Origin of the sequence: Labrys okinawensis, from assembly GCF_002982075.1 — a bacterium.
GTDB lineage: Bacteria > Pseudomonadota > Alphaproteobacteria > Rhizobiales > Labraceae > Labrys > Labrys okinawensis_A.
The window spans coordinates 157,943-183,303 of record NZ_PUEJ01000008.1; the positions used below are offsets into that span (position 1 = coordinate 157,943).

26 protein-coding genes are annotated in these 25,361 nt (G+C 64.2%); 16 read left to right on the top strand and 10 right to left on the bottom strand.

Translation table 11 applies throughout. The features are described 5' to 3' along the window. Nucleotides 1-534: 534 nt before the first annotated feature. The 4 genes from C5L14_RS21310 to C5L14_RS21325 all read left to right on the top strand — a co-directional run bounded on the left by C5L14_RS21310 (nt 535) and on the right by C5L14_RS21325 (nt 3,705). Nucleotides 535-1,284 carry an electron transfer flavoprotein subunit beta/FixA family protein gene (locus tag C5L14_RS21310; RefSeq protein ID WP_105864088.1) on the top strand — a complete coding sequence of 250 codons (750 nt, stop codon included), beginning with the start codon at nt 535-537 and terminating at the stop codon, nt 1,282-1,284. Nucleotides 1,285-1,305: 21 nt separating this feature from the next. Beyond that, complete coding sequence (locus C5L14_RS21315; RefSeq protein WP_105864089.1) at nt 1,306-2,247, top strand: electron transfer flavoprotein subunit alpha/FixB family protein; 942 nt, start codon at nt 1,306-1,308, stop codon at nt 2,245-2,247. Between the two features lie 156 nt (nt 2,248-2,403). Beyond that, on the top strand, nt 2,404-2,694 hold the full coding sequence (locus C5L14_RS21320) for a GIY-YIG nuclease family protein (protein WP_105864090.1): 291 nt from the start codon (nt 2,404-2,406) through the stop codon (nt 2,692-2,694). A gap of 213 nt (nt 2,695-2,907) precedes the next feature. Then, a complete protein-coding gene (locus C5L14_RS21325) occupies nt 2,908-3,705 on the top strand; it encodes an alpha/beta hydrolase (RefSeq protein WP_245443480.1) in 798 nt (265 codons plus the stop codon). Nucleotides 3,706-3,953: 248 nt separating this feature from the next. Here C5L14_RS21325 and C5L14_RS21330 read toward each other — a convergent pair whose 3' ends face one another. Further along, nucleotides 3,954-4,352 (bottom strand): RidA family protein, encoded by a 399-nt coding sequence (locus C5L14_RS21330; RefSeq protein WP_105864092.1) that lies wholly within the window; start codon nt 4,350-4,352, stop codon nt 3,954-3,956. A gap of 164 nt (nt 4,353-4,516) precedes the next feature. On the opposite strand from C5L14_RS21330, the gene C5L14_RS21335 reads away from it, so the two are divergent. The 3 genes from C5L14_RS21335 to C5L14_RS21345 all read left to right on the top strand — a co-directional run bounded on the left by C5L14_RS21335 (nt 4,517) and on the right by C5L14_RS21345 (nt 7,230). Continuing rightward, nucleotides 4,517-5,107: a TetR/AcrR family transcriptional regulator gene (locus C5L14_RS21335; protein WP_105864093.1), complete on the top strand. Its 591-nt coding sequence runs from the start codon at nt 4,517-4,519 to the stop codon at nt 5,105-5,107. A gap of 427 nt (nt 5,108-5,534) precedes the next feature. Further along, nucleotides 5,535-6,752, top strand: coding sequence for an MFS transporter (locus tag C5L14_RS21340; protein ID WP_181161280.1), 1,218 nt, complete (start codon nt 5,535-5,537; stop codon nt 6,750-6,752). A gap of 133 nt (nt 6,753-6,885) precedes the next feature. Beyond that, nucleotides 6,886-7,230 (top strand): hypothetical protein, encoded by a 345-nt coding sequence (locus C5L14_RS21345; protein ID WP_105864094.1) that lies wholly within the window; start codon nt 6,886-6,888, stop codon nt 7,228-7,230. 39 nt (nt 7,231-7,269) lie between these two features. Here C5L14_RS21345 and C5L14_RS21350 read toward each other — a convergent pair whose 3' ends face one another. The 4 genes from C5L14_RS21350 to gcvA form a co-directional block, all read right to left on the bottom strand. Further along, nucleotides 7,270-7,902: a LysE family translocator gene (locus tag C5L14_RS21350; RefSeq protein WP_105864221.1), complete on the bottom strand. Its 633-nt coding sequence runs from the start codon at nt 7,900-7,902 to the stop codon at nt 7,270-7,272. 118 nt (nt 7,903-8,020) lie between these two features. Next, complete coding sequence (locus C5L14_RS21355; protein ID WP_105864095.1) at nt 8,021-8,413, bottom strand: ester cyclase; 393 nt, start codon at nt 8,411-8,413, stop codon at nt 8,021-8,023. A gap of 31 nt (nt 8,414-8,444) precedes the next feature. Beyond that, nucleotides 8,445-9,194, bottom strand: coding sequence for a type I methionyl aminopeptidase (gene map, locus C5L14_RS21360; protein WP_105864096.1), 750 nt, complete (start codon nt 9,192-9,194; stop codon nt 8,445-8,447). A 199-nt stretch (nt 9,195-9,393) separates the two neighbouring features. Continuing rightward, nucleotides 9,394-10,287 (bottom strand): transcriptional regulator GcvA, encoded by an 894-nt coding sequence (gcvA, locus tag C5L14_RS21365; protein WP_105864097.1) that lies wholly within the window; start codon nt 10,285-10,287, stop codon nt 9,394-9,396. A gap of 86 nt (nt 10,288-10,373) precedes the next feature. Here gcvA and C5L14_RS21370 point away from each other — a divergent pair, with 86 nt between their 5' ends. The 4 genes from C5L14_RS21370 to C5L14_RS21390 all read left to right on the top strand — a co-directional run bounded on the left by C5L14_RS21370 (nt 10,374) and on the right by C5L14_RS21390 (nt 14,611). After that, nucleotides 10,374-10,880 (top strand): VOC family protein, encoded by a 507-nt coding sequence (locus C5L14_RS21370; protein WP_245197221.1) that lies wholly within the window; start codon nt 10,374-10,376, stop codon nt 10,878-10,880. Nucleotides 10,881-10,916: 36 nt separating this feature from the next. Beyond that, nucleotides 10,917-11,648, top strand: a complete 732-nt coding sequence (locus C5L14_RS21375) for an SDR family oxidoreductase (protein WP_105864098.1) — start codon at nt 10,917-10,919, stop codon at nt 11,646-11,648. A 214-nt stretch (nt 11,649-11,862) separates the two neighbouring features. Next, nucleotides 11,863-12,744 (top strand): 3-hydroxybutyryl-CoA dehydrogenase, encoded by an 882-nt coding sequence (locus C5L14_RS21380; protein ID WP_105864099.1) that lies wholly within the window; start codon nt 11,863-11,865, stop codon nt 12,742-12,744. A 355-nt stretch (nt 12,745-13,099) separates the two neighbouring features. Continuing rightward, nucleotides 13,100-14,611, top strand: a complete 1,512-nt coding sequence (locus C5L14_RS21390) for a L,D-transpeptidase family protein (RefSeq protein ID WP_210203276.1) — start codon at nt 13,100-13,102, stop codon at nt 14,609-14,611. Nucleotides 14,612-14,699: 88 nt separating this feature from the next. On the opposite strand, the gene C5L14_RS21395 is transcribed toward C5L14_RS21390, so the two are convergent. Next, nucleotides 14,700-15,431, bottom strand: coding sequence for a FadR/GntR family transcriptional regulator (locus C5L14_RS21395; RefSeq protein WP_181161281.1), 732 nt, complete (start codon nt 15,429-15,431; stop codon nt 14,700-14,702). A gap of 310 nt (nt 15,432-15,741) precedes the next feature. Between C5L14_RS21395 and C5L14_RS21400 the strand changes: the two genes are divergently transcribed. Beyond that, nucleotides 15,742-16,779 (top strand): DUF4424 domain-containing protein, encoded by a 1,038-nt coding sequence (locus tag C5L14_RS21400; protein ID WP_245443481.1) that lies wholly within the window; start codon nt 15,742-15,744, stop codon nt 16,777-16,779. Nucleotides 16,780-16,904: 125 nt separating this feature from the next. Here the strand turns inward: C5L14_RS21400 and C5L14_RS21405 are convergent, their stop codons facing one another. Next, nucleotides 16,905-17,633, bottom strand: a complete 729-nt coding sequence (locus tag C5L14_RS21405; protein WP_105864103.1) for a cysteine hydrolase family protein — start codon at nt 17,631-17,633, stop codon at nt 16,905-16,907. 286 nt (nt 17,634-17,919) lie between these two features. Between C5L14_RS21405 and proB the strand changes: the two genes are divergently transcribed. From proB to C5L14_RS21420, 3 genes are read left to right on the top strand one after another with little or no spacing between them, the layout of a single operon-like run. Then, nucleotides 17,920-19,068 (top strand): glutamate 5-kinase, encoded by a 1,149-nt coding sequence (gene proB, locus C5L14_RS21410; protein ID WP_105864104.1) that lies wholly within the window; start codon nt 17,920-17,922, stop codon nt 19,066-19,068. A gap of 3 nt (nt 19,069-19,071) precedes the next feature. Next, the gene (locus C5L14_RS21415; RefSeq protein ID WP_105864105.1) at nt 19,072-19,473 is read left to right on the top strand and encodes a VOC family protein; all 402 of its coding nucleotides are present in this window, start codon (nt 19,072-19,074) and stop codon (nt 19,471-19,473) included. A gap of 26 nt (nt 19,474-19,499) precedes the next feature. Beyond that, on the top strand, nt 19,500-19,799 hold the full coding sequence (locus tag C5L14_RS21420) for a hypothetical protein (protein ID WP_105864106.1): 300 nt from the start codon (nt 19,500-19,502) through the stop codon (nt 19,797-19,799). A 111-nt stretch (nt 19,800-19,910) separates the two neighbouring features. Here the strand turns inward: C5L14_RS21420 and C5L14_RS21425 are convergent, their stop codons facing one another. The 3 genes from C5L14_RS21425 to nhaA form a co-directional block, all read right to left on the bottom strand. Further along, a complete protein-coding gene (locus tag C5L14_RS21425) occupies nt 19,911-20,813 on the bottom strand; it encodes a DMT family transporter (RefSeq protein ID WP_105864107.1) in 903 nt (300 codons plus the stop codon). A 164-nt stretch (nt 20,814-20,977) separates the two neighbouring features. Beyond that, complete coding sequence (locus C5L14_RS21430; RefSeq protein WP_105864108.1) at nt 20,978-22,012, bottom strand: aspartate-semialdehyde dehydrogenase; 1,035 nt, start codon at nt 22,010-22,012, stop codon at nt 20,978-20,980. 102 nt (nt 22,013-22,114) lie between these two features. Next, nucleotides 22,115-23,278, bottom strand: a complete 1,164-nt coding sequence (nhaA, locus tag C5L14_RS21435; protein ID WP_105864109.1) for a Na+/H+ antiporter NhaA — start codon at nt 23,276-23,278, stop codon at nt 22,115-22,117. Nucleotides 23,279-23,586: 308 nt separating this feature from the next. Between nhaA and C5L14_RS21440 the strand changes: the two genes are divergently transcribed. Next, nucleotides 23,587-25,140, top strand: a complete 1,554-nt coding sequence (locus C5L14_RS21440) for a glucan biosynthesis protein (protein ID WP_105864110.1) — start codon at nt 23,587-23,589, stop codon at nt 25,138-25,140. Nucleotides 25,141-25,361 lie beyond the last annotated feature (221 nt).

The following is a 25,361-nucleotide window of genomic DNA, read 5'->3' on the forward strand; positions in this document are numbered from 1 at the left end:
CAAAACGCTTGGCTGCGTCAGTAGCGCGCAGGTTTAGGGAGTAGCGAGCAAACCTATGTTGGAAATCAACCGAGAGACCATGCTTCGACAAGGCGATCTTTTTGCCGAAGGTGGTTTTCAACAGCTTGTTCTCACGAATTGTTCTGTATGATGAATTCTGTCCCGAAGCATTCCGGCAGTAAATTTCAAAAAGGTAGTAGCTGGGTACCAAGTTTTGTTTGCGAGCCTGCCTGTACAGTCGCTCATCGTGACCTCGTCATAGTTGACGCGAGGGTGGCGGGATGAGGCGAATGTCTCGGCCAGCTTGGCCAACCGGCGGCATGCCGCGCGGATGCCTTGGCTAGCCGGAGTCACGCAAATGTCGCGTTGACACAAAAAGCCGCGCCCTTTAGCTGACTTGCGTCATCTAGTTCAAGCGGCGGCGGTCTTGCCGCGACGTGACGTGTCGGTTCGCCGATAGCGCGGAAGGGGCAAGGCCATTATGCGGTCGTTTCATATCGCTCATCGTTCCGGTTCCCCGTCTGGAGAAGCCCCATGAAAGTGCTCGTGCCCGTCAAGCGGGTCGTCGATTACAATGTGAAGATCCGCGTCAAGGCCGATGGCACGGGTGTCGATCTCAACAATGTGAAGATGTCGATGAACCCGTTCGACGAGATCGGCGTGGAGGAAGCTCTGCGTCTGAAGGAGGCGGGCAAGGCGAGCGAGGTGGTCGTCGTGTCGATCGGACCGGCCCAGGCTGCCGAGACGCTGCGTTCAGGCCTTGCCATGGGCGCCGACCGCGGCATCCTGGTCAAGACCGACGCCACGGTCGAGCCGCTGGCGGTCGCCAAGTTGCTCAAGGCTGTGATCGGCAACGAGAATCCGGGCCTGGTCATCCTCGGCAAGCAGGCGATCGACGACGACATGAACGCCACCGGCCAGATGCTGGCGGCGCTGCTGGGCTGGCCGCAGGGTACCTTCGCTTCCAAGCTCGAAGTCGGCGGCGACAAGATCGATGTTGTCAGAGAAGTCGATGGCGGGTTGCAGACCGTCTCGCTCAACCTGCCGGCGATCATCACCACGGACCTGCGCCTCAACGAGCCGCGCTATGCTTCGCTGCCCAACATCATGAAGGCCAAGAAGAAGCCGATCGACGAGACCAGCCCCGAGGCGCTCGGCGTCGACATCGCGCCGCGCCTGACCGTGGTGAAGACGGTGGAGCCGCCGGCACGCCAGGCCGGCAAGAAGGTCGGCTCGGTGGCCGAGCTGGTCGACAAGCTCAAGAACGAAGCCGGCGTCATCTGAGCCGAGAAGGAAACCTCTATCATGACCACTCTTCTCATCGCTGAAATCGACGCCACCGGCATCAAGGACGTCACCAACCGTGCCCTCACCGCCGCCAAGGAACTCGGCGGGCCGGTACATGTGCTGGTGGCCGGCGCGAATGCCCAGGCCGCGGCCCAGGAAGCCGCCAAGCTCCAGGGCGTCGAGAAGGTGCTGGTGGCCGACGCCGCCTATGAGCACCGCCTGGCCGAGCCGACGGCCGCTTTGATCGTTTCGCTGGCCGGCGGCTACGACGCCATCGTGGCGCCTTCGACCGCCGCCTGGAAGAACGTGCTGCCGCGCGTTGCAGCCCTGCTCGACGTCATGCAGATCTCCGACATCGTCAAGGTCGTCTCGGCGGACACTTTCGAGCGGCCGATCTATGCCGGCAATGCCATCCAGACCGTGACCTCGGCCGACGCCAAGAAGGTGATCACCGTGCGCACCGCCTCCTTCGCCGCCACCGGCGAGGGCGGTTCGGCGCCGGTGGAGCCGGCGGCGGCCGCCGCCGATCCCGGCCTCTCCACCTTCAAGGGCGAGGAACTGGCCAAGTCGGACCGTCCGGAACTGGCCTCGGCCAAGATCATCATCTCGGGCGGCCGTGCCATGGCCAACCGCGAGAACTTCGCCACCTATATCGAGCCGGTGGCCGACAAGCTCGGCGCTGCCATGGGCGCCTCGCGCGCCGCGGTGGACGCGGGCTATGCTCCCAACGACTGGCAGGTCGGCCAGACCGGCAAGGTGGTCGCCCCCGACCTCTATATCGCCGTCGGCATCTCCGGCGCCATCCAGCATCTGGCCGGGATGAAGGACAGCAAGGTCATCGTCGCCATCAACAAGGACGAAGAGGCCCCGATCTTCCAGGTCGCCGACTATGGCCTGGTCGCCGATCTCTACACCGCCCTGCCGGAACTCAAGGACGAGCTTGCCAAGATCGGCAAGTAGGGAGAACGGGCGGCATCCGCCCGCTCGTGCTATTTGTTTCCAATGTGCCGGCCCTTACGGGCCGGCACATTGTCTTTGGAGTCATGCCCGAAGCGTATCCGAGATGACGGAAATCGTTGCTGTGGGTATGATGGGGCGATCACATGATGAAGTGTAGTGCGAAATGGCAGGCATGAAGCAGCCGGCGAGGCCAATCAACGCAACAGTATACTCTATACAGGCGTGACTTCTAATCTGTCCGAGCGGGTTTATCAACATAGGAAAGGCCTAATTAGAGGATTTACCTCGCGCTATGGCTGCACATTGCTTGTTTACTATGAGTTCTATGAGGAAATGGTCCCCGCAATCTTGAGAGAAAAACAGATCAAAGCAGGGTCTCGTCGTAAGAAATTGGAACTGATCGAGAGCCTGAATCCGACGTGGCGCGACCTCTACCTAGACTTCTAAGCCGTCCCGCAGCCTCGTCATTGCGAGCGCAGCGAAGCAATCCAGCAGCCGCACTCGATGCGTTCTCTGGGCACTGGATTGCTTCGCTGCGCTCGCAAGGACGTTTGTATGAAGTGGCCGTCGATCCCACCCTTACTTGTTCCCTCCGCTCTTGCCTTCCCTATCGGCTCGTGGCGAATTGCGTTTCCTGTGCCGCCGCTGGAAATCCGGTCCGTGTCGAAATTCCTTATCTTCGTCGCCGCCCTGGCTGCGACGCTCTATCTGGCGGCCTTCGCGGCTCTGGCCTTTGCCCAGCGCTCCTTCGTCTTCCAGCCAGGGGGCGAGCTACTCCCGCCAGCCATCGCCGGTGCCGAGGTCGTGAAGCTGCGCACCGAGGATGGCGAAACGCTGATCGCCTGGCATGTCGCGCCCGCGCCGGGGAAACCCCTTCTGCTCTATTTTCATGGCAATGGCGGCAATCTGACCTTGCAGACCGAGTTGCTGCGGGCCTTGGTCGCCGGCGGCAACGGCCTGATGGCGGTGGAATATCGCGGCTATCCCGGCTCCACCGGCTCGCCCTCCGAGCGGGGGCTGCTGCTCGATGCGGAAGCAGCCTATGCCAAGGCGCTGGCCCTCGGCGCCGCGCCCGAGCGGATCGTGGTGGTGGGCCAGTCGCTCGGGTCCGGCGTGGCGGTCGCCCTGGCGGCGCGCCACAAGGTGGGCGCGGTGGTGCTCGATTCACCCTTCACCTCGGCTCTCGCCGTGGCCTCCCGCCTCTATGGCCTGTTCCCGGTGCGCTGGGTGATGCTGGACCCCTTCCCCTCCGACGAGCGTATCGCCGCGGTGAAGGCGCCGCTGCTCGTCGTGCACGGCACCGCCGATGGCGTCATTCCCTTCGAGTTCGGCAAAGCCCTGTTCGAACAGGCCAACCAGCCCAAGACCTTCGTACCGATTGAAGGGGCCGGCCATCTCAGCCTCGGCTATGTCCTGCCCGAAGTACGGGCATGGATCGACGGCGTGATGGCGCGCTGATCGATTTCTTCAGCTGGAGAGAGCAGGCTACCCCTAGTGGCATCGGCGAGATGGGCCCAGGTCAAGGCTTCGAGGAACGTCCAGGACCATGCCGGGCCTGATCGGCCCGGCACCGCTCGGGAGAGCACCAGGATGATCAGGTGGTCGGCGCACGCTTCGGCAGCACGAGATCCCCGACGGTGTAGGTGTGGAACTCGCTCCTGGAAACCTCCACGCTTTCGGAGGGGGCCGCCAGGACGTAGAACGGGTCAGGCTTCCTCGGGGATGCGGGCGATGACCTTGATCTCGAAGTCGAAGCCAGCCAGCCAGTTCACGCCGATGGCCGTCCAGTTCGGATAGGGCGGCCGATCGAAGATCCGGTTCTTCACCGCCATGATGGTCTCGAACTGGTTTTCGGGATCGGTATGGAAGCTGGTTACATCGACGATGTCGTCGAAACCGCAGCCTGCCGCCTTCAGCGTTGCCTTCAGATTGTCGAAGGCCAGTTGCACCTGGCGCTCGAAGTCGGGCTCCGGCGAGCCGTCCGGACGGCTGCCGACCTGCCCTGAAACGAACAGGAGGTCCCCCGACCGGATCGCCGCCGAATAGCCATGCGCCTCGTAAAGCGCATGCCGGTCGGTCGGGAAAACTGCTTCACGCCGTGCCATGTCTTCAACCCTTTCTTGGTGATGCGGCGATGTGCGGATCTCGAGCGATACCGCGAGGGCTTCACATGCCCCCGTCGCATTTGATATACGTTTCGTATCTAAAATTATGGACATACGTGCCGTATGTCAATCCAGATACGATGCGTATGTGAAGGGGAGTTGCAATGGCTGCCAGACGCCGGGCCGAGACGATGGAGGAGAACCGCGCCAAGCTGATTGCCGCCGCGCGCAGGGCGTTTGCGCAAACCGGTTACGCCGCCGCCTCGATGGACGAGCTGACAGCCGATGCCGGGCTGACGCGGGGCGCGCTTTACCACAATTTCGGTGACAAGCGTGGGCTTCTGGCCGCCGTGGTCAACCAGATCGACGCCGAGATGGCGGAGCGTGCGCATCAGGCGGCCGCCCAGGCCCGGGACGAATGGGAAGGCCTCTTGATCGAGGGCGTGGCCTATATCGAAATGGCGCTCGATCCGGAGGTGCAACGCATCGTTCTGCTGGACGGGCCGGCGGTCCTCGGTGATCCCTCGCAATGGCCAAGCCAGGACAATTGCCTGCAGGTGACGAAACGAACGGTCGAACGCCTGATCGGGCAGGGCATCATGAAACCGCTGGATGCCGAGGCCGCGGCCCGGCTCTTGAGCGCGGCCGCGCTCAACGCCGCCCTGTGGATCGCCGCGAGCGAGGATCCGGAGAAGGTCTTGCCCAAGGCCGTGGAGGCTTTTCGCGCCTTGGCGACGGGCCTGCGCCAAGCTTAGACCTGTTCCCTCGTCCCGGAATGTCGCCGGATTTGTTACTCCCGTCCTCCCGGCTGCCAATGGCAGAGTTGCGGTCGCGGGCCGAGACGAAGCTCGGCCAAAGAGGAGGCTTGCAACCACGATTTCGGCCGGAAACGGGGCACGGCAGGAAGAGGCTGACGAGGTCTGTCCTCGCCCGCCATGCCGAGTTTCAGCGGAGCGAATTGTCTGATAGCGCTATGCAACCAGAATAAATTTGCAACCGCATGTCGGGTCGACGGCTGCTCGTGCGTCCTTGAGGTATCGCCGCGACAGGCCTGAGGCAGAACGCGCTCGGATGTGGAGCGTTTCCGGCTCCCAAAGCCTGTACCGTCACGTCGTTGCGTTTCTGTCCTCTCAGGCAGAGCGCGAGACGCGATGCAGCCCGCGGCACAGGAACGGGTGGACCATGATGGACAAGAATTCCTATCGCTGGGTGATCGTCGCCGCTGGCGGCTTGCTTGGATGCGTTGCCATCGGCGCGATGTTTTCGCTGCCGGTTTTCCTCAAACCCATGTCGGCGGCGACCGGCTGGTCGGTGACCGGCATTTCCACCGCCATGACCTTCGGCTTCCTGGCGATGGCGCTGGCCAGCATGGTCTGGGGCAATCTGTCCGATCGCTTTGGCCCGCGCCCGGTGGTGCTGGCCGGCGCTATCCTGCTCTCCGCCAGCCTGGCCCTGGCCAGCCAGGTCGGATCGCTGGTCGAGTTCCAGCTCGTCTTCGGTGTGCTGGTGGGCGTGGCGGTGGCGGCCATGTTCGCGCCGATGATGGCCTGCGTCACCGGCTGGTTCGATACCCAGCGCAGCCTTGCCGTCTCGCTGGTCTCGGCCGGCATGGGCATGGCGCCGATGACCATGGCGCCGCTTGCCGCCTGGCTGGTCACCGTCCATGATTGGCGGACGTCGATGCTGATCATCGCAGCCATCGCCGCCGTTACCATGATTCCGACCTCTCTGCTGCTGCGCCGGCCGCCCGCTTTGGAGCAGGGAAACGAAGCGGCACTGGCCGACGAGCCGCAATCGGAGATGACCACCCGTCAGGCGGTGCGCTCGCCGCAGTTCATCGTGCTGATGCTGGCCAATTTCTTCTGCTGCGCCACGCATTCGGGGCCGATCTTCCACACGGTGAGCTACGCCGTGACCTGCGGCATCCCGATGATCGCCGCCGTCACCATCTACAGCGTCGAGGGGCTGGCTGGCATGTTCGGGCGCATCGGCTTCGGTCTGATGGGCGATCGCTTCGGCGCTCAGCGCATGCTGGTGATCGGCCTGTTCGGACAATCTTTCGGCGTGTTGTTCTACGTCTTCGCCAGCCAGCTCGGCCAGTTCTATGCGGTGGCGGTGCTGGTGGGCTTCATCTATGCCGGCGTGATGCCACTCTACGCCGTGATCGTGCGCGAGAATTTCCCGCTCAAGATGATGGGCACCATCATCGGCGGCACTGCGATGGCCGGCAGCCTGGGCATGGCAATGGGACCGCTGCTGGGCGGCGTAATCTACGATCACTTCAACAGCTATCTGTGGCTCTATGTCGGCTCCTGGGGCATGGGCATTGCGGCCACGCTGATCGCCCTGACCTTCCGGCCTTTCGCCAGGTCGCGGGAGCAATTGGCACCGGCCGGGTGAGGGCTTCTACGCCGCGCGGGCGCCGAGGGTTTCTTGCGCCCTCGGCGCCCGGTACGAAAGGCGTCCTTGATTTGGGGCGGAGGAAGCGTACGAATCCGGTTGATGGAGAAAACCAGAATCGGAGGCCGTCTCCATGCCGTTACTCAGGAAGTGGAAGACACCCCTTCTCGTGACGGTGGCTGCGATCGCCTTTCTGGCGTCGTGGATCGTTCTCTCGCCCTACAGATCCGCCTGCACCACCGAGGTCGTGGAGGCGGAACAGGCCATGCGGGCTTCAGACCGGGAACTGAGGGCTGTCAGTGCGACCGACAAGGCCGCGATCTGCTTGGTCTATCGGCGGCGTGTCGAGACGCTGAAAACGGCGGCCCCCGTCATGCGGCGATGCGGGACGGCCCAACTGAATCCCGATGCCGACCGGTCGGCGAGGGTGACCGAACTCGGCTTCTATCAAGGGCTGGTGGCGCAGCAATGCAGCTGAGTTCCTCCGGCCTTCATGATCAAGGCCGGAGGGCTTTCGCTAGCCTCTTTGCAAGGCGAGGTGGACGCCCATGCCGACCAGGATCGCCCCGCCGATGCGGCGCATCAGCCGCTGCACGCCGGAGGAGCGCTTGAGCCGGCCGATGATCACGGCGGCCAGCATCACGACCGCGATGTCGACGAGGCCGAACAGGACATTGGCGACCGTGCCGAGGATGGCAAATTGCAGCCAGAGCGGAAAAGGAGCGGCGCCATCGACGAATTGCGGCAGGAAGGCAAGGAAGAACAGCGCTGTCTTTGGATTGAGCACCTCGACGGTGATGCTTTGCACGAAGGCCTGGCGGGCCGAGCGGCCGCTGCTGCCGATCGCCCCGGCATCGGCGCCCTGCCGCGCCCGGAACAGGCTGATGCCGAGCCAGATCAGGTAGAGGGCGCCAGCGAGCTTGACGCCGGCATAGACGATGGGCACCGCAAGGAACAGCACCGACAGGCCGGCGGCCGCGGCGGCGACATGGACATAGGCGCCCAGATGCAGGCCGAGCGCCGCCATCAGCCCGGCCTGGCGCCCGCCCGCCATGGTCCTGGCTGCGGCATAGAGCATGGAGGGGCCCGGCAGCACGGAAAACAGCGCCGTCGTGACGATGAAGGCGAGCAACACGTCATAGGGGGGCATGGTGGCGGCTTCCATCGGCTGCGGGATCGGAGTGGCGACCATAGCACCGGATTTTCAGCCTGTCGCAGACCGGGGCGCGGCGCCACGGCATGTTCCCGCCCCTTGCGCGAGCTGGTCGTCAGCGACCCAGCTGGGCCTCGATCGCGGCCTTGTCGATGATCGACCATACCGAGGCGATCTTCTCCGCCTTGAAGGCATAGAACACGTTCTCCGTGAACGCGACCTTGCGCCCATCGAGCTTCAGGCCGAGGAAGCCGGGTTTCGGCGTGCAGTCGAAGGCAAGGCGGGCCGCCACCCGGGGCGGTTCGCAAACGAGGAGGTCGATATGGAAGGCAAGATCGGGAATGTCCTCGAAATCCTTGACGAGCATGCCGCGGTAGCCTGACAGGCCCAGCCGCCGGCCATTATGTTCGACCCCTTCATCGACATAGCGCCCGAGCTCGTTCCAGTCCTGCCGGTTGAGGCAGGCGATATAGGCCCGGTAGAGGTCGGCGAGAGTTGTGGCTTCCATCGGCCTGGCTCCTCATCTCTTTCGGATGGCATCACGCCGGCAGCGTGAGGACGAGCGGCCCGGTGCGGGTCGCCACCACCGTATGCTCATACTGCACGGTCGGGGCGCGGGGCTCGCTGAACAGCGTCCAGGGGTCCTCGCCATCCGCCGCCCATTCGGCGCCCAGGGAAAGGAACGGCTCCACCGTGAACACCAGGCCCTCCTTCATCTTGCGGCGTTCCGAACGGTCCGGCCAGGTCGCGAGTTCCTTGGGCTCTTCATGCAGCGACCGGCCGACGCCGTGGCTGGCGAGGTTGCGCACCAGCGTATAGCGGTTCTTGCGGGCGAACTCGCCGATGGCATTGCCGATGTTGGCGAGTGGCAGGCCGGCGCCCACCTGGCGGATGCCCGTCCACATTGCCCGCTTGCCGTCCCTGAGGAGACGCTGCGTGGCCTTGGAGACCGGCTCCACGGCAAAGGACGCACCGGTATCGCCGAAAAAGCCGTCCTTCTCGGCGGAGACGTCGATATTGACGAGGTCGCCCGGCTCGATCCGGCGCTGGCCGGGGATGCCGTGCGCTATTTCCTCGTTGACGCTGATGCAGGTCGCGCCGGGAAAGCCGTAGCAAAGCTCGGGCGCAGAGCGGGCGCCCTCCTGTTCGAGGAGCCTGCGGCCGATCGCGTCGAGCTCGGCCGTGGTCATGCCCGGCTCGAGCGCCGCTCCCATCGCCGCCAGCGTATTGGCGACGATGCGGCCGACCTCCTTGAGCTTCAGCAATTCGTCTTCGTTCGAAACCGTCATGATATGCCGTGCGTTCTCAAAGAAATTGGAGAAAAGGAAAGGGGTCCGTCGTTCCGGCTCCCCGTATCGGAAGACAAGGAAGCGGCCGAAACCTCCTGGTTTCCTGTCTGGCCGCTCGCTTCGCGCGCATCGCCGCTTCGAGATCCTGCTGCCCTAAATAGGGCACGCCGAGCCTCTGCTGCAAGGCCTGGGGGCGTGGTCAAGCCGGCGGCGGAGCCATCTCCGCAAACAACCAGTCGCGAAAGGCCTTCACCTTGCGCTGGCGGATGGCGTCGGGCGGATAAACGACATAGAAGCTGGAGAGGGATTTGAGGGCGTGCTCAAAGGGGCGCACCAGGCGCCCGGCTCTGAGATCGGCTGCGACCAGCATGGTGCGGCCCAGCACCACTCCCTCACCTTGCGCGGCGGATTCGACGGCAAAGGAATAGGAGTCGAAGGTGAGCCCGCCATGCGGGTCCACGCCCCCGACCCCGGCGCTGGCAAGCCAGCCGGCCCAATTGATCGGAAAACCATCATGGATCAGGGTGTGATGCCTGAGATCCTCGGGCCGGCGCAGTGGATGCTCCCCCTCCAGCAGCCTGGGGCTGCAGACGGGAAACACCTCTTCGTCGGCGAGGAATTCGGAGACGAGGCCCGGATAGCTGCCGCTGCCATAGCGGATGGCGATGTCGATGCCGTCGCCCAGGAAGTTGGTCAGCCTGCCGGTGGTCGAAACCCGCACGTCGATGTCGCCATGTGCGCGATGGAAACGATAGAGGCGCGGCACCAGCCATCGCCCCGCAAACCCATCGGAGGTGCTGACGTTCAGGGTCGAGCCCGACTGGTGGGCCGTCGCCGCGGCGGTGGCGGCCCCCAATTGGTCGAGCATGTCGCGAACCGCCCGTGCATAGGGTTCGCCGACAGTGGTCAGGCGCACCGTGCGGCTCGTGCGTTCGAACAGGAGGACGCCGAGCTGGTCCTCCAGATTCTTGATCGCCCGGCTGACGGCGCCATGGGTGACGTTGAGCTCTTGCGCCGCCCTGGAGAAACTCAGATGCCGGGCGGCAGCCTCGAAACTCGGCAGGGCGTGAAGGGGAGGAAGTTTGCGGGGCATGATATCTGTGAGTCTTTATCACAGAAATATGCCGAATTTTGGTTTGTCTGTCGAGAATCTCCTGCTCACTATGGCCAGGATTTGTGATGAATCCTCACGAGGGCAGCATGGCGACCATCCACCCCTTTCTCTGGTTCAACCTGAATGCCAGGGAAGCCCGGGACTTCTATCTGTCGGTCTTCAAGAACGCCAAGGCGCTCGGCGAAACCGAATTTACCGACTGGGTCTCCGGAACGAACAGGACGGTTCCGCATGCCACCTTCGACTTCGAACTCGAAGGGCTGCGCCTGACGGCGCTGAATGCCGGCTCCATGCCTGCCTTCAATGAAAGGCTCTCTCTTTATATCGAGACCTCCGACCAGGCCGAGACCGACTATTACTACCAGGCGCTCACGGCCGATGGCGGCTCCGAAAAGCCCTGCGGCTGGCTGACGGACAAATATGGCGTCTATTGGCAGGTCATTCCGGAGGTCACGCTGCGGTTGATGGGCGACCCTGACCGCGAGAAGGCGGATCGGGTGCGGCAGGCCATGTACGGAATGACCAAGATCATCGTGGCCGATCTCGAAGCGGCCTATGCCGGCAACGCTTGAATCATCCCCATGATCGCAGACAGCAGGAAACCTCCCATGGTAGGGCTCGCGGGCCAGAAGATCATCGTCGTCGGCGGCAGTTCCGGCATCGGCCTCGGCGTCGCCAAGGCGTCACTCGAGAGCGGCGCGGAAGTGGTGATCGTCGGCCGCTCGCCCGACAAGCTGCGGGCCGCAGAGCAAAGCCTCGATGCCGGCCCGCAGGTGCGATCCGTCGTGGCCGACATGACCGAGGAGGCCGATCTTGCCCGGCTTTTCAGCGAAGCCGGCGCCTTCGATCACCTGGTGTCGACGGCTGGAACACCGCCGCCGGGGGATCCCATCGAACGCACCGACATGGCGATGGTCCGCCGCTTCGTCGACAACAAGCTGATCGGCGCCGTCATGCTGGCCAAGCATGCCGTGACCTCCCTGAGGCGCGGCGGTTCCATGACCTTCACCTCCGGCATCAACAAAGACCGGCCGCCGGTTCCCGGAGGTGCGGTCGTTTCGGCGATTGCCGGCTCCTTCAGCTTCTTCGCCCGCGCCCTGGCACTGGAACTGGCGCCGACGCGCGTGAACATCGTCTCGCCGGGCTGGGTGGATACGCCGATGTGGGACGAGATCGTCGGGGCGGCCAAATCGGATTTCTTCGCCGGCATGGCGGGCCGCCTGCCGGCGGGCAGGATCGCGGCGCCCGCGGATATCGCTCCCGCCTATCTCTACCTGATGTCGAGCGCCTTCACGACGGGCGAGACCATCCATATCGATGGCGGGCACGGCCTGATCTAGGGAAAATAGCGGTTTCATCGAGCCGCGTTTTTCCAGGCACCCCGTTTCGTGTTATTCTCCCATCGGTCGGGCCGCATGGGAACGCGTTCCTGCTCGCGAGCACAAGCTCCGAATGCGACCATTTCGACCGGCAGGCCTGCAGGAAAGCTGCGACTGCGGTCTTCCCACGCGCCGATTGCCTCGATAAGATCGAGCAAATGGCAGGGAACTGGAAATGACGGTGGATATCAGGACGGTCGGGATCGTGGGCGCCGGGCAAATGGGCAGCGGCATCGCGCATGTCGCCGCCCTGGCCGGGTTGAACGTGGTGCTCAACGACGTGTCGGAAGAGCGGGTCAACAATGGCCTGGCCACCGTCAACGGTAATCTCAAGCGTCAGGTTTCCAAGGGCGTCATCACCCAGGCCCAGAACGACGAAGCGCTCTCCCGCATCAAGGCCGAGCCCAATGTGGAAGGCCTGGGCGTCTGCGATCTGGTGATCGAGGCCGCAACCGAAAACGAGGCGGTCAAGGTCAAGATCTACGGCAATGTCTGTCCGCATCTGAAGCCGGAAGCGATCCTCGCCACCAACACCTCATCGATTTCGATCACTCGGCTGGCGGCGGCGACCGACCGGCCCGAGCGCTTCATCGGCATTCACTTCATGAATCCGGTGCCGGTGATGCAGCTTGTCGAGATCATCCGCGGCATTGCCACGGATGATGGCACCTTCGATTCCGCCAAGGCCTTCATCACCAAGCTCGACCGCCAGGTGGCGGTGGCCGAGGATTTCCCGGCCTTCATCGTCAACCGCATCCTGCTGCCGATGATCAACGAGGCGATCTATACGCTCTATGAGGGCGTCGGCACGGTCGAATCCATCGACATGGCGATGCGGCTCGGCGCCAATCATCCGATGGGCCCGCTGCAGCTCGCCGATTTCATCGGCCTCGATACCTGCCTGTCGATCATGCAGGTGCTGCATGAGGGCCTGGCCGATTCCAAATACCGGCCTTGCCCGTTGCTGGTGAAATATGTCGAGGCCGGCTGGCTCGGCCGCAAGGTCAAGCGTGGCTTCTACGATTATCGCGGCGAAAAGCCGGTGGCGACGCGCTGACCTCGGGCGCCATTTCCCCAATCTCAAAAGGCGCGGCTGTCCTTCCTCGCAAGGGGGAGAAGGCAACCGCGCCTTTTCTATGCCCTGGCTGCGCGGGAGGGAGAGCGCTCCTGATCGGCATATCTTCTGTTAACCCTGCTCGGCTATGAAGAAGCTCTGCCCTTTTGAGGCCAAAACTTCGGATTAGGTTCGGAGCACATAGTGCTGATGTGGTTAATCGGACACGCCGTCCGACAATCGTGCGGCAAGACTGTGGCGGCCATACCGTGCGGCCGGACCGTATGATAGAGGGCTGCCAATGATCCCTTTTTGTGCCGGACCTTACGTTTCGGCAACCAGCGTGGAAGTTCCTGCTATGAAGCAGTCTACCCCTCTTGTTCTGGCCGCCGTTTCCGTTTTGGCCCTGGTTCTGGCCTCGCCGACCCTGGCCCAGGACAGCACTGCGCCCACGGCCGACATTCCGGTTGCCGCGCCGGCGGCACCTGCTGCCCCGGCCGCTCCCGCCGCTGCTCCGGAAGCGCCACAGCCAGCCGCTCCCGCTCCGGCCCCGGCCGCGCAGGCCACGCCCGAACCGGCCGCTCCCGCTCCGGCGACCGCCGCGGCTCCCGATGCTTCAGCGCCTGCGGCTCCTGCGGCTCCGACGGCTCCCGCTGCAGATAATGCTGCCCCGGCGGCGCCTGCCGCCACGCCGGCCAAGCCCAAGGTCGTCAAGAAAGCGGTTCCGGCCGGGCCTTCCTATGCCGCCTCGACGCCGGTCAAGATCCCGGCCACGCCCTGGTCCTCGATGCCGACCTTCGATGCCGGCTCGCTCGACCGTCTCAACGGCTTGTCGCAATATTATGCCCAGATCGCCCGCAATGGCGGTTTCCCGGCCGCCCCGCCTGCCGGCCTGTCCCAGGGCGCTACGGGCAGCGCCGTGCTGGCGCTGCGCCAGCGCCTGGTGATGGAGAACGACCTGCCGGAATCCGAGCGCGACAACCCCAAATGGGATGCCAGGCTGACCACCGCCGTCAGCCGCTTCCAGCAGCGCTACGGCCTGCAGGCCACCGGCAAGATCGATGAGCGCACCCGCAGCCAGATGGCGGTCTCCGTGCAGCAGCGTCTCGTCCAGATCGGCCACAACATGGAGCGCGTCGGCGCCCGCTTCATCGATTTCAATCGCCGCTACGTGGTGGTGAACATCCCGAGCGCGCAGGTCGAAGCCATCGAGAATGGCGAGGTGGCTCGCCGCTATATCGCCGTGGTCGGCCGCCCGCAGAACCCGTCTCCCGAGGTCGACGCCACCATCAGCGCCATCAATTTCAACCCGACCTGGACGGTGCCGCAATCCATCATCAAGAAGGAAATCGGCCCGCATATGGTGCGCGATCCCTCCTATCTCTCGCGCCAGAGGATGTCGGTGATCGACGGCGCGGGCCGAACCGTCGATCCCAAGACCATCGACTGGTCGAGCGGCAAGGCCGCCAACTACACCATCCGCCAGGCCTATGGCGCCGGCAATTCGCTCGGCCAGCTGCGCATCCAGATGCCGAACTCGGATTCGGTCTACATGCATGACACGCCCTCCAAGCGGCTGTTCGGCTCGGTGGACCGCTTCTTCTCGCATGGCTGCGTGCGTGTGCAGGGCGTGAACGATCTTGCCGCCTGGCTGCTCGGCCCGGGCTGGGACGCCAAGCGCGTCGGCCAGGAAATCGCCACCGGTGCCCGCAAGGACCAGGCCATTCCGGACCGCGTGCCGGTGCACTGGGTCTACATGACCGCTTATGTCACACCCGACGGCACCGCCCATTTCCGCCCGGATATCTACAATCTCGACTTCGGCTCGGCCTCGCGCATCGCCGATGCGCAGGTGGTCAACCCCTACTGATCGGGCCGAATCTCCGGATCTATGAAAAGGCCCAGCCCGTCTTCCCCCTCGGGGGCGAAGACGGGCTGGGCCTTTTTTCTCGCCTATCTCAGTTCTTGTCTTCGACGGCCGCGCTTTCCGCATCCGTCTCGGAGCGGTCGAGCAGGGCGATCATTGCCTTGCGGGCGCCGTCGGCATCGCCGGCGAGGATCGGCTCGGCCACGGCCCGGTGCATCGGCACCGTATAGGGCAACAGCACGTTGCCGGCGCGCGAGACCTTGAACGACACCGCGAGCGAAGCCTCGATCGCCGGCTGGAAGGCGGCCAGCAGCACATTGTTGGTGGCGCGCACGATGGCGCGGTGGAAAGCGAGGTCCGCGTCGATGGAAAGCTGGATGTCCTCGGCATTGGCCATCGCCTCGAAGCTCTCGGCGATGGCCGCCCGCTGTTCCGGCGTGGCGCGCAGCGCGGCGAGGGCCGCCGCCTCGGGCTCGATCATGCGGCGCAGCTCGAACAGATCCTTGACGAAGCTCTTGGTGGCACCGCCCGAGGTCTGCCAGACCAGCACGTCGACGTCGAGCCGGTTCCAATTGGCATGGGGCTGCACGATGGTGCCGCGGCGCGGTGTGGAGGAAAGCAGGCCCTTGCCGGCGAGGAGCTTGATGGCTTCGCGCAGCGAGGCGCGGGAAACGTCGAGTTCGCGCGAGAGGTCGGCCTCCGTGGGCAGCGCCATGCCGACCGCCCATTCCCCGGCAACGATGCGCTGACCGATCAGCGCAGCCGCCTGACTGTGACGGGTTTGCGTTGCACCGGAGCGAGAGCGGCTTGCGCTACGTGCCATAGACGACCCCTTGTTTTCTTCGAAACAGACTTGGTCCGATCTGTCGGTATCATCGTCCGCCGAAACCCAGCGTTTCATGTTCCCCAATCTATTTGTTGCATTCCTCCTACCATACAGCCAAGCCCTAAGATTGCTCCTCTGAGCTTAGCCACAGGATAGAGTCGCAAAGAATAGAGGGGTTCGGATCTGGGCTGTGATCACGATCACCACGCGCAAACACTCCCTTGTGCCATGAAGTGACGTTGTGTCCGGCGGGGCGACACATATATGCTCGCCGCATTTGATTGATGTTTTGTCGTTAGGAGTCGACGTGCCTCGTTTCATTCCGGCCATTGCCGTTCTTGCCGCCCTGCTGGCATCGCCCGCGCGGGCCGACGACACCCTGGCCTCCCTCGATGCGGGCGGACTGGTGCTCACCAAGACCGACAAGATCGCGCTCGTCTCCGAAGACCTCTATCTCTCGATCAAGGCGGTGAAGATCAGCTACCGCTTCCGCAATCTTACCAATGCCGACTATGAGGCCCTGGTGGCCTTTCCCATGCCCGACATAACCGGCGACGGGCCGGGCGGCATCACCGACATTCCCGACCCCACCAGCGACAATTTCCTGAAATTCACCACCAAGGTAGACGGCAAGCCGGTGGAATCGCAGGTCGAGCAGCGCGCCTTCATGAAGGGCACGGACGGCAAGCCCGATGTCGAGATCACCGACAGGCTGAAAGCCCTCAAGATTCCGATGCTGCCGACCATCGAGGCGACGGAGAAGGCCATCAATGCCCTTGGCGAGGCCGATCGCAAGGCTCTGGCCGATGCCGACATCGTCTATCAGGACAGCTACAATGCCGACGACAAGGGTGAGCGCCAAGTCTATTACCCGCTCTGGACCCTGCGCTCGAAATTCTGGCGCAAACAGGTGTTCCCGGCCGGCAAGGACGTGATCGTCCAGCAGGACTATGTGCCCAGCCATGGCGGTGTCTCGTCTCTCGTATTCGGCTCGCCCGATCTCGATGCCAGGCAGCGCAAGTCCTACGAGAAGGATTTCTGCACCGATGCGGCCTTCACCAAGGCGGCCGCTGCCTTGTACAAGCGCGCTTCGGCCGATGAGGGCAAGACCTTCGTCAGCTACGAGCAATATCTGGCCTACATCATCACTTCCGGCGGCAACTGGGCCGGCCCGATCGGCGATTTCCGCCTGGTGGTCGACAAGGGCGATCCCAAGACGCTGGTATCCTTCTGCGGCGACGGCGTGAAGAAGATCGGCCCGACCACGTTCGAGATGGTGGTGAAGAACTACGTGCCCAAGGCCGACATCAAGGTGCTGCTGCTGGTGAGCGAGGAGAGAAAGTGAGGTGACCTGGTCGCTGCGGGCGCCAAGAAGGGCGCGTTGCTGACCTGATCCAGCCTCCTTTCTTCAATGGCGGCAAAGCAAATAGTGTGCATCGCAACCTTCCGGTTGGGTTCGGACAGCTGATTTCAGGCAGCTGCCTCACGCCTTGCCGCATCTCTGCGCTGCAATTGCTTAACCAGGTCGGCTGACTGGGAAACCCAGCCCAGCCGGGCCGCGATCACCTTCTGCGACGCGACATGAAATTCCTCGCCGAGGGCCTCGCCCATGCAGTCGGCAAGCAGCACGGCGGTGTAGTCCCTGAAACTTGCATCCCGAAGCGTGGATTCCACGCAGACACTCGTGGTCGTCCCCGCAAAGAACAGCGTGTCGATACCGAGTGCCCTCAATTGCTCGTCGAGATCGGTGGCATAGAAGCCGCTGAAGCGGTTCTTGTAGACCACGAGGTCGGCGGGTTCTGGCTTCAACTCGTCTACCACCCCGGTGTTCCAGGTGTTGCGAATATGGATCCTGCCCTTCGATCCGTCCGGAGCCAAAATCTCCTTGCCGATGTTGAGATCCTTGTTCAGCAGCCAATTCCTGCTGCGCGGGCCGCCGGCGTCGGACAAATCGGGCAGAAAACCATGGACCAGATAGACGACATGCATGCCGGCACGCCTGGCGCCGGCCAGCAGACGCGCGATGGGAGCGATGGTGTCGCGGGCAAGGCCGATATCATGGCCTGCCAGATCGAACATGCCGCCCTTGCTGCAGAAATCATTCTGCATGTCGACGACGATGACGGCACTTTTCGCCGGCTCGAAGCAAATCGCCGCCGGCGTGGCATCGAGGTGAATTGAGGAACTGGTTACGGACATGTGCGGATAGCCCTTCGATGTTTGCCCGCCACCTGGCGGATGATCCTGGGGGACATCTAGCGACGGCCTCCTGACGCGCGGAAGGCCGCTGGCTCGAACACGGTGTTCGCGCAGATGAGACAATCGTCGGGCCGTACGCGGATCGGAAAGAACGCTGCGATGCCGGCCGCTCCGCGCGCTGCTTCGTGTTTGCGCTTGTCGAACGGCGCTTGCCGCATTAGGCCGTGTTGACCGGCACGGTGGTCTTGCCAGCGCGCCTCCCGCCACGCTTCAGCTCTGTCCTGCCATGCCCGAACTCAGTTCCTTCCGTCGCATCGTCGTCAAGATCGGCTCCTCCCTGCTGGTCGACCAGGCCAAGGGGAAGTTGCGCCGCGAATGGCTGGCTTCCCTGGTGGCCGATCTCGCCCGGCACACCCGGCGCGGCGCCGAAGTGATCGTGGTTTCCTCCGGTGCCATCGCACTCGGCCGCACGCTCCTGCAACTGCCCAAGGGCCCGCTCGCGCTGGAATCGAGCCAGGCGGCAGCCGCGGTCGGCCAGGTTGGCCTGGCGCAAGCCTGGGCCGAAACCCTGAGCGCACAGGGGCTGACGGCGGCCCAGATCCTGGTCACGCTCGGCGATACCGAGGAGCGCAAGCGCTATCTCAATGCCCGCCGCACCATCGACAAACTCCTGGAAATGAACTGCGTGCCGGTGGTGAATGAGAACGACACCGTCGCCACCACTGAAATCCGTTATGGTGACAATGACAGGCTGGCAGCCCGCGTCGCCACCATGGCGGGGGCGGATTGCCTGGTGCTGCTCTCCGACATCGACGGCCTCTATACCGCTCCGCCGCATCTCGATCCCGCTGCTACCCTGATCCCGGTGGTGCAGCGCATCACCGCCGCGATCGAAGGCGTGGCCGGGGATGCCGGCTCCGAACTCTCGCGCGGAGGCATGCGCACCAAGGTGGAGGCGGCCAAGATCGCGGTGGGCGGCGGCACCACCATGGTGATCGCCTCGGGCAAGGTCGATTCGCCCCTGCTGCGCATCGAGGAAGGGGGCCCCTGCACCTGGTTCCTCACGCCGTCCAATCCGGTCACCGCCCGCAAGAAGTGGATCGTCGGCCATCTCGAACCGCGGGGCACGCTGCATGTGGATGCCGGCGCCGCCAAGGCGCTACGCGGGGGCGCCAGCCTGTTGCCGGCCGGGGTGAAGCGGGTGGAGGGCACTTTCTCGCAGGGGGACGCGGTGATCATCCGCGATCCCTCCGGCGCCGAGATCGGCCGCGGCCTGGTGGCCTACGACATCGGCGAGGCGGCGCAGATTGCCGGCAAGAAGAGCCGCAGCATCGAGGACATTCTCGGCTGGGCCGGCCCCAGCGAGATGATCCATCGCGACGACATGGCCCTGTTCAGCCGTTTCGAGGACCTCAGCACCGTGACGGTGGAGTAGGCGGTGATCTCGCACACTTTCCTAGGTGTCGGCGATTTCGACAGGGCCTTCCGTTTCTACGAGGCTGTGCTTGGGGAACTCGGGCTGGTCCTGCGCTTTCGCGAGGACGAACGGCCGTGGGCGGGTTGGATCAGGCCTGATGTTCCGCGCCCGATCTTCCTGATCGGGCGGCCCTTCGACGGCCAGGCGCCGGCGCCCGGCAATGGCCCGATGGTCGCTCTTTTGGCAGCCGATCGGCTCGCCGTGGGGCGGGCCTGGCAAGTGGCCCTTAACCATGGCGGCACGGATGAGGGTGCGCCCGGACTGCGGCCCGAGTATCATGCCAATTATTACGGCGCCTATTTCCGCGATCCCGATGGCAACAAGCTTTGCGTGTGCTGCCATGATGCGTTCGAGGCGAAATAGGCCCCCCACTCGCTCAAGGACTTCCGATGCTCCGCCTGTGCACGCTCTTTGCCCCGCTCGCCATGCTGGGCGCCTGCTCCACCACGCCGCCGAAGGTGGAGTCGGTGACGCGCGCCTTGGAGCGGCCCATCGTGGCTTGCCGCACCCAGCAGCATGTCGGCACTCTGCATGCCTCCGGTGAGCAATTCCAGCGCGAGTTCGACAACCACATGGCCGATGGGCGCTGCCGCCGCTTCACGGCCGGGCAGAAGGTGCGCGACCGCACCAAGACCAGTTTCGTCGATCCAGGCAACGGCGTACGCTATTATATCTATCAGGGCGGCTGAGGTCCCGGGGGAGGCGCGGACATCTTCCCCCTTGGAAGAAGTGGCCGACCGCCGCGCTTCAGACGCGACACTGGCCGGAAGCAGGGTGCAGGCGAGGATGCCGGCATTCCACTATCCCTTGTTCGCCACCGCCACGCCGAGCGCCGCGATGGCGAGGCCGGCGATCTGGATGGGGGTGAGGGCTTCGCCGAACATGCCCCAGGCCATCAGGGCGGAAACGCCCGGCACCAGATAGAGCAGGGCCGCGACCTGAGCCACCGCGCCGCGCTTGATCAGCACCATCAGTAGCAGGATGGCGCCGATCGACATGCCGAAGACAGACCAGGCAAGGCCCGTCCAGGCCGCGGCGGAGCTCCAGTCGAACTGGCCGCTCTCGGTGAGAAGGCCGCCGACGACGATAGGCACCATGGCGCCGGCATATTGCACGGCGGTGTTGGTGGCGAGGTCGGCACTGCGCCCGCGCCGTTTCTGCCAGATGGTGCCGAGCGTGATCGCCACCATGCCCGCCAGGCAGACCAGAAGAGGCACAAGCGGAATTCCGCCATCCCCGGTTGCGCCGAGTTTGGGAATGAGGGTCAGTCCGGCGCCCGCCGCACCGACGACGATGCCGAGCGCGCGCCGGCGCGAGACTTCCTCCCCGAGCAGCGGTCTGGACAACAGGCCGGTGAGCAGGGGCTGCAAGCCGGCGATGAGAGCCGATATGCCCGAGGGCAGGCCATGTGAGACGGCCCAGAACACACCGCCGAGATAGAGGCCGTGGATCAGCAGGCCGGCCACGAGTGCGTCCAGCCACGCCCTGCCGTTCTGGGGCCAGGAAGCGCCGCTCCACAGCGCATAGAGCCCGAGCAGCAGGCCCGCTGCAACGAAACGCAGGCCGAGAAAGGTCAGCGGCTCGGCATGGGGGGCCACCAGCCGCGCCGTGACGAAGCCCGTCGACCACAGGGGCACGAACAGGGCAGCCAGCACGGAGGAGGGCAGAGCGGGGCGGTGAATGGCGGAATCGGCGCTGGACATGGGTGCTCTGGAACGTTTCCCCGAAAAGCCGACAGACTTTTCGATCAAGAAAACGCATCAAACAATGAGTTGGGGCAAAGTGCGTTTCGGAGAAATCGCACCTCGCTCTAAAAACAAAAGCCGCCGTCCGGTTGCCCGAACGGCGGCTTTCAAACCTCAGAACCTCAGGCCGCCTTCTTCTTGGCCGGGAGCAGCTTGCGGTTGATCAGCACCTCGGCGATCTGGATGGCGTTGAGCGCCGCGCCCTTGCGCAGATTGTCCGAGACAACCCACATGTCCAGGCCGTTCTCCACCGTTATGTCCTCGCGGATGCGGGAGATGTAGGTGGCGTCCTCGCCGGAAGCCTCATAGGGCGTGATGTAGCCGCCGGGCTCGCGCTTGTCGATCACCAGGCAGCCCGGTGCCGAGCGCAGGATCTCGCGGGCCTCGTCGGCCGTTACCGGCTTCTCGAACTCGATGTTCACGGCTTCCGAATGGGAGATGAACACCGGCACGCGCACGCAGGTCGCGGTCAGCTTGATCTTGGGGTCGAGGATCTTCTTGGTCTCGGCCACCATCTTCCATTCTTCCTTCGTGTACCCGTCTTCCATGAAGACATCGATGTGCGGGATCACGTTGAAGGCGATGCGCTTGGAGAACTTCTTCGGCTCGACCGTGTCGTTGACATACACAGCCTTGGTCTGGGCGAAGAGCTCGTCGAGGCCTTCCTTGCCAGCGCCGGAGACCGACTGGTAGGTCGCGACGACGACGCGCTTGATGCCGAAGCGATCATGCAGCGGCTTCAGCGCCACCACGAGTTGGGCGGTGGAGCAGTTGGGGTTGGCGATGATGTTCTTCTTCGAGAAGCCCGCGACCGCATCGGCGTTCACTTCCGGAACGATCAGCGGCACGTCGGCGTCGTAGCGCCAGGCCGAGGAATTGTCGATGACGACGCAGCCCTGCGCGCCGATCTTCGGCGACCATTCCTTGGATACGTCACCGCCGGCCGACATCAGCGCGATGTCGGTGTCGGAGAAGTCATAAGTGGCCAAGTCCCGCGTTTTCAGCGTTTTGTCGCCATACGAAACTTCCGTGCCCAGGCTGCGGCGCGAAGCCAGCGCAACCACTTCATCGGCGGGGAACGCCCGCTCGGCCAGAATGTTCAGCATCTCGCGGCCCACATTGCCTGTGGCGCCCACGACGGCGACCTTGTAACCCACTGTCTTAAGTCCTTCTCCGTGAATTGTCGGATGTACAACCGGTTCCCATATGGGGACGGCGCGCTGGAATATCATTGTGCGCCGCCGCATGCAATTGAACGTTTAGTGTTCCGGTTTGGTGGTTCGCAGCAAGATTGCACCGAATATGGCCGAAAGGATGGAGCCGAGCAGCACGCCGATCTTGGTCTCGTCGAGCAAGTTCGGGGCATTTGCGTAGGCGAGGCCGCCGATGAACAGGCTCATGGTGAAGCCGATGCCGCAGAGCAGCGCCACGCCGTAGAGATGGCGCCAATTGGCATTGGCCGGCAGTTCGGCCCAATCGGCCTTGATGGCGAGGGCCGCGAAGGCGAAGACGCCGATCTGTTTGCCGACGAACAGACCGAGGGTCACCCCGAGGGTGACGGGATCGGCCAGCTTGTCGAGAGACATGCCGGCCAGCGACACACCGGCATTGGCAAATCCGAAGATCGGCACGATCAGATAGGTTACCCAGGGGTGCAGTCCATGCTCCAGCCTGTGCAGCGGCGTGTGGTCATGGTCGTGCCCGCCCCTGCGGCGCAGCGGAATGGTGAAGGCGAGCGCCACGCCGGCCAGGGTGGCATGGACGCCGGACAGATAGGTCAGCACCCACAACACGGCGCCGAGCCCCAGATAGGCCGGCAGGAAGGTGACGCCGCGGCGGTTCATGATGGAGAGCACCACCAGGACGACGAAGGCGCCGTTGAGCATCCAGATGTTCAGCGAGGCGGTGTAGAACAGGGCGATGATCACCACCGCGCCGAGATCGTCGATGATGGCGAGCGCGGTGAGGAAGACTTTGAGCGAGCCCGGCACGCGCGGGCCGAGCAGGGCCAGCACGCCGAGAGCAAAGGCGATGTCGGTGGCCGAGGGGATGGCCCAGCCCTGCCGCGTGCCCTCGGCCCGCCAGTTGATCGCCACGAAGATCAGGGCCGGCACCACCATGCCGCCGACCGCCGCGATGCCGGGCAAGGCCCGCCGCGGCCAGCTCGATAGTTGCCCGTCCAGCACCTCGCGCTTGATCTCCAGCCCCACCAGCAGGAAGAACAGGGCCATCAGCCCGTCATTGACCCAGTGCAGCAGGCTGAGGCCGCCGACATAGAGATGGAGGGTATGGAAATAGGCCTCGCCCAGCGGCGAATTGGCCACGATCAAGGCGAGCGCCGCCACCGCCATCAGGATGATGCCGCCGGCAGCCTCGGTCGCGAGGAAGTTCCTGAGGAAGGATCGGCGGCGGGTATGAGGCATGAATCGGGGTCCTTGCAGTTCGGGAAACCCGTCTCAGGCTGCGCATTTCCCAGGGATCGTCGCGGTGTTCGGGGAAACTAGAAAAAACGGCCCGGAATTGACAGCGTTTTCGGGCGATGGCCGTGCGAGTCCTGTGAGGCTCGGCGCCAAGCCTGGTGCTCGGCCGATCCGCAGGGAACAGCACCCCCGCCCCCGTCATTTTTGCAACAAAATCCAGCCATTTTGGCAGGGCCCAATTGCCGCAACGTAAAATTGCGGCCGCGAATGCCTTCACCGGCGCTCCGGCCTTGAAATGGGAATGCTCTGAAATGGATCTGACCAGACGTGCCGCCCTGCAACTGGCCGGAACGGCCTGTGCCGGCCTGGCGACCGGATGGAGCGGGATGGGAAAGGCCCTGGCGGCGAGCGATGCCTTCGGCCCGGAGACGGTGATCGCCAGGGCGCGCGAACTGGCGGGCAAGCCCTATGTCGGCCCCGGAGAGACCTTGCCGGAGAGCCTGAGCCAGCTCTCCTATGATGACTTTCGTCGCATCAATTTCCGTACAGACCGCACCTTGCTGCGCGACAATGGCTCGAATTTCGGCCTGCAGCTCTTCCATCGCGGCAGTATCTTCAAGCATCAGGCCCGGGTGAATCTGGTGACGGACGGCCAGGTCAAGCCGCTGTTCTATTCGCCCGATCTGTTCGATTTCGGCGATCGGGGCGCGCCGCATGGCCTGCCGACCTCGCTCGGCTTTGCCGGCATCCGCCTGCTCTATCCGCTCAACCACAGTGGCAAGATGGACGAACTCGCCGCCTTTCTCGGCGCCAGCTATTTCCGCTTCCTCGGCAAGGGCCAGCATTACGGCCTCTCCGCGCGCGGCCTTTCGCTCGGCTCGGGCGGCCCGGGTGAGGAGTTCCCGGATTTCGTCGAGTTCTGGGTGGAGACGCCGCAGCCGGGCAAGGGCAGCATCGCCGTGCACGCGTTGCTGGACGGGCCTTCGGTCACCGGTGCCTATCGCTTTATCTTCGAGCCGGGCGAGGGCGACGACGTCGAGGTCCAGGCCACGCTCTTCGCGCGCAAGGACCTCAAGGAGATGGGCCTGGCGCCGCTGACCTCGATGTTCCTCTATGGCGAGAACACGCTGAACCGTCCGCGTGACTTCCGCCCCGAAGTGCATGATTCCGACGGCCTTGCCATCCAGTCCGAGAACGGGGAATGGTTGTGGCGGCCGCTGCGAAACCCGACCCGCAACTCCGTCGCCAATTTCTTTTCCAAGGACATCAAGGGCTTCGGCCTGATTCAGCGCGACCGCGCCTTCGGCAGCTATCAGGATCTGGAGGCGCTCTACGACAAGCGCCCGGGCTATTGGGTGGAGATGAAGAGCCGGCTCGGCCAGGGACGCGTGGTGCTGGTGGAACTGCATTCGAACGCCGAGACCGACGACAACATCGTCGCCTCCTGGGTGCCGGACGTGCAGCCCAAGGCCGGCAGCGAGACGCAGATTTCCTATGTCATCCACGCGGTCTCGGGTCCGCAGCATCAGGGCGGCCAGGTCTACGCCACCTTCGAGACCCACAACGCAGCCGCCACCACGGCGGGCAAGCCGAGCGTCACCCGTTTCCTGATCGATTTCGTCGGCGACCGGCTGAAGGAGGTCGCCCTCGACGTCGGCAAGATCGAACTGGTGATCTGGGGCTCCGGCGGCACGGTGTCGGCGCCCTCGGTGGTGGCCAATCCCGCCATCAACGGGGTGAGGGCGAGCTTCGACGCCGAACCGCCTCCCGGCGAAGATATCGATTTGCGCGCCTTCCTGCGCCTGGGCTCGGAGACGCTGACCGAGACCTGGACCTATCGGCTCGATTCGGCGCAGCCGGTGTAGGAAATTGGAGCGCGGACATCACAGCGACATGCTTGTCTGTCGCTGTGATGTCCGCGCCCATGGGAAGCGTGCCAAATTTACGCCACATAAACCATCCCCGTAACTTCCGGCTCCGAAGCGGGAAGGGCAGGCTCCTATCCCGGGTGCGCGGACGTCCCGTCCGTCTCTTGGAAACGCGGCGGAAGCCTGGAAAACAACAGAAAACACCGTCACCCCCCCGG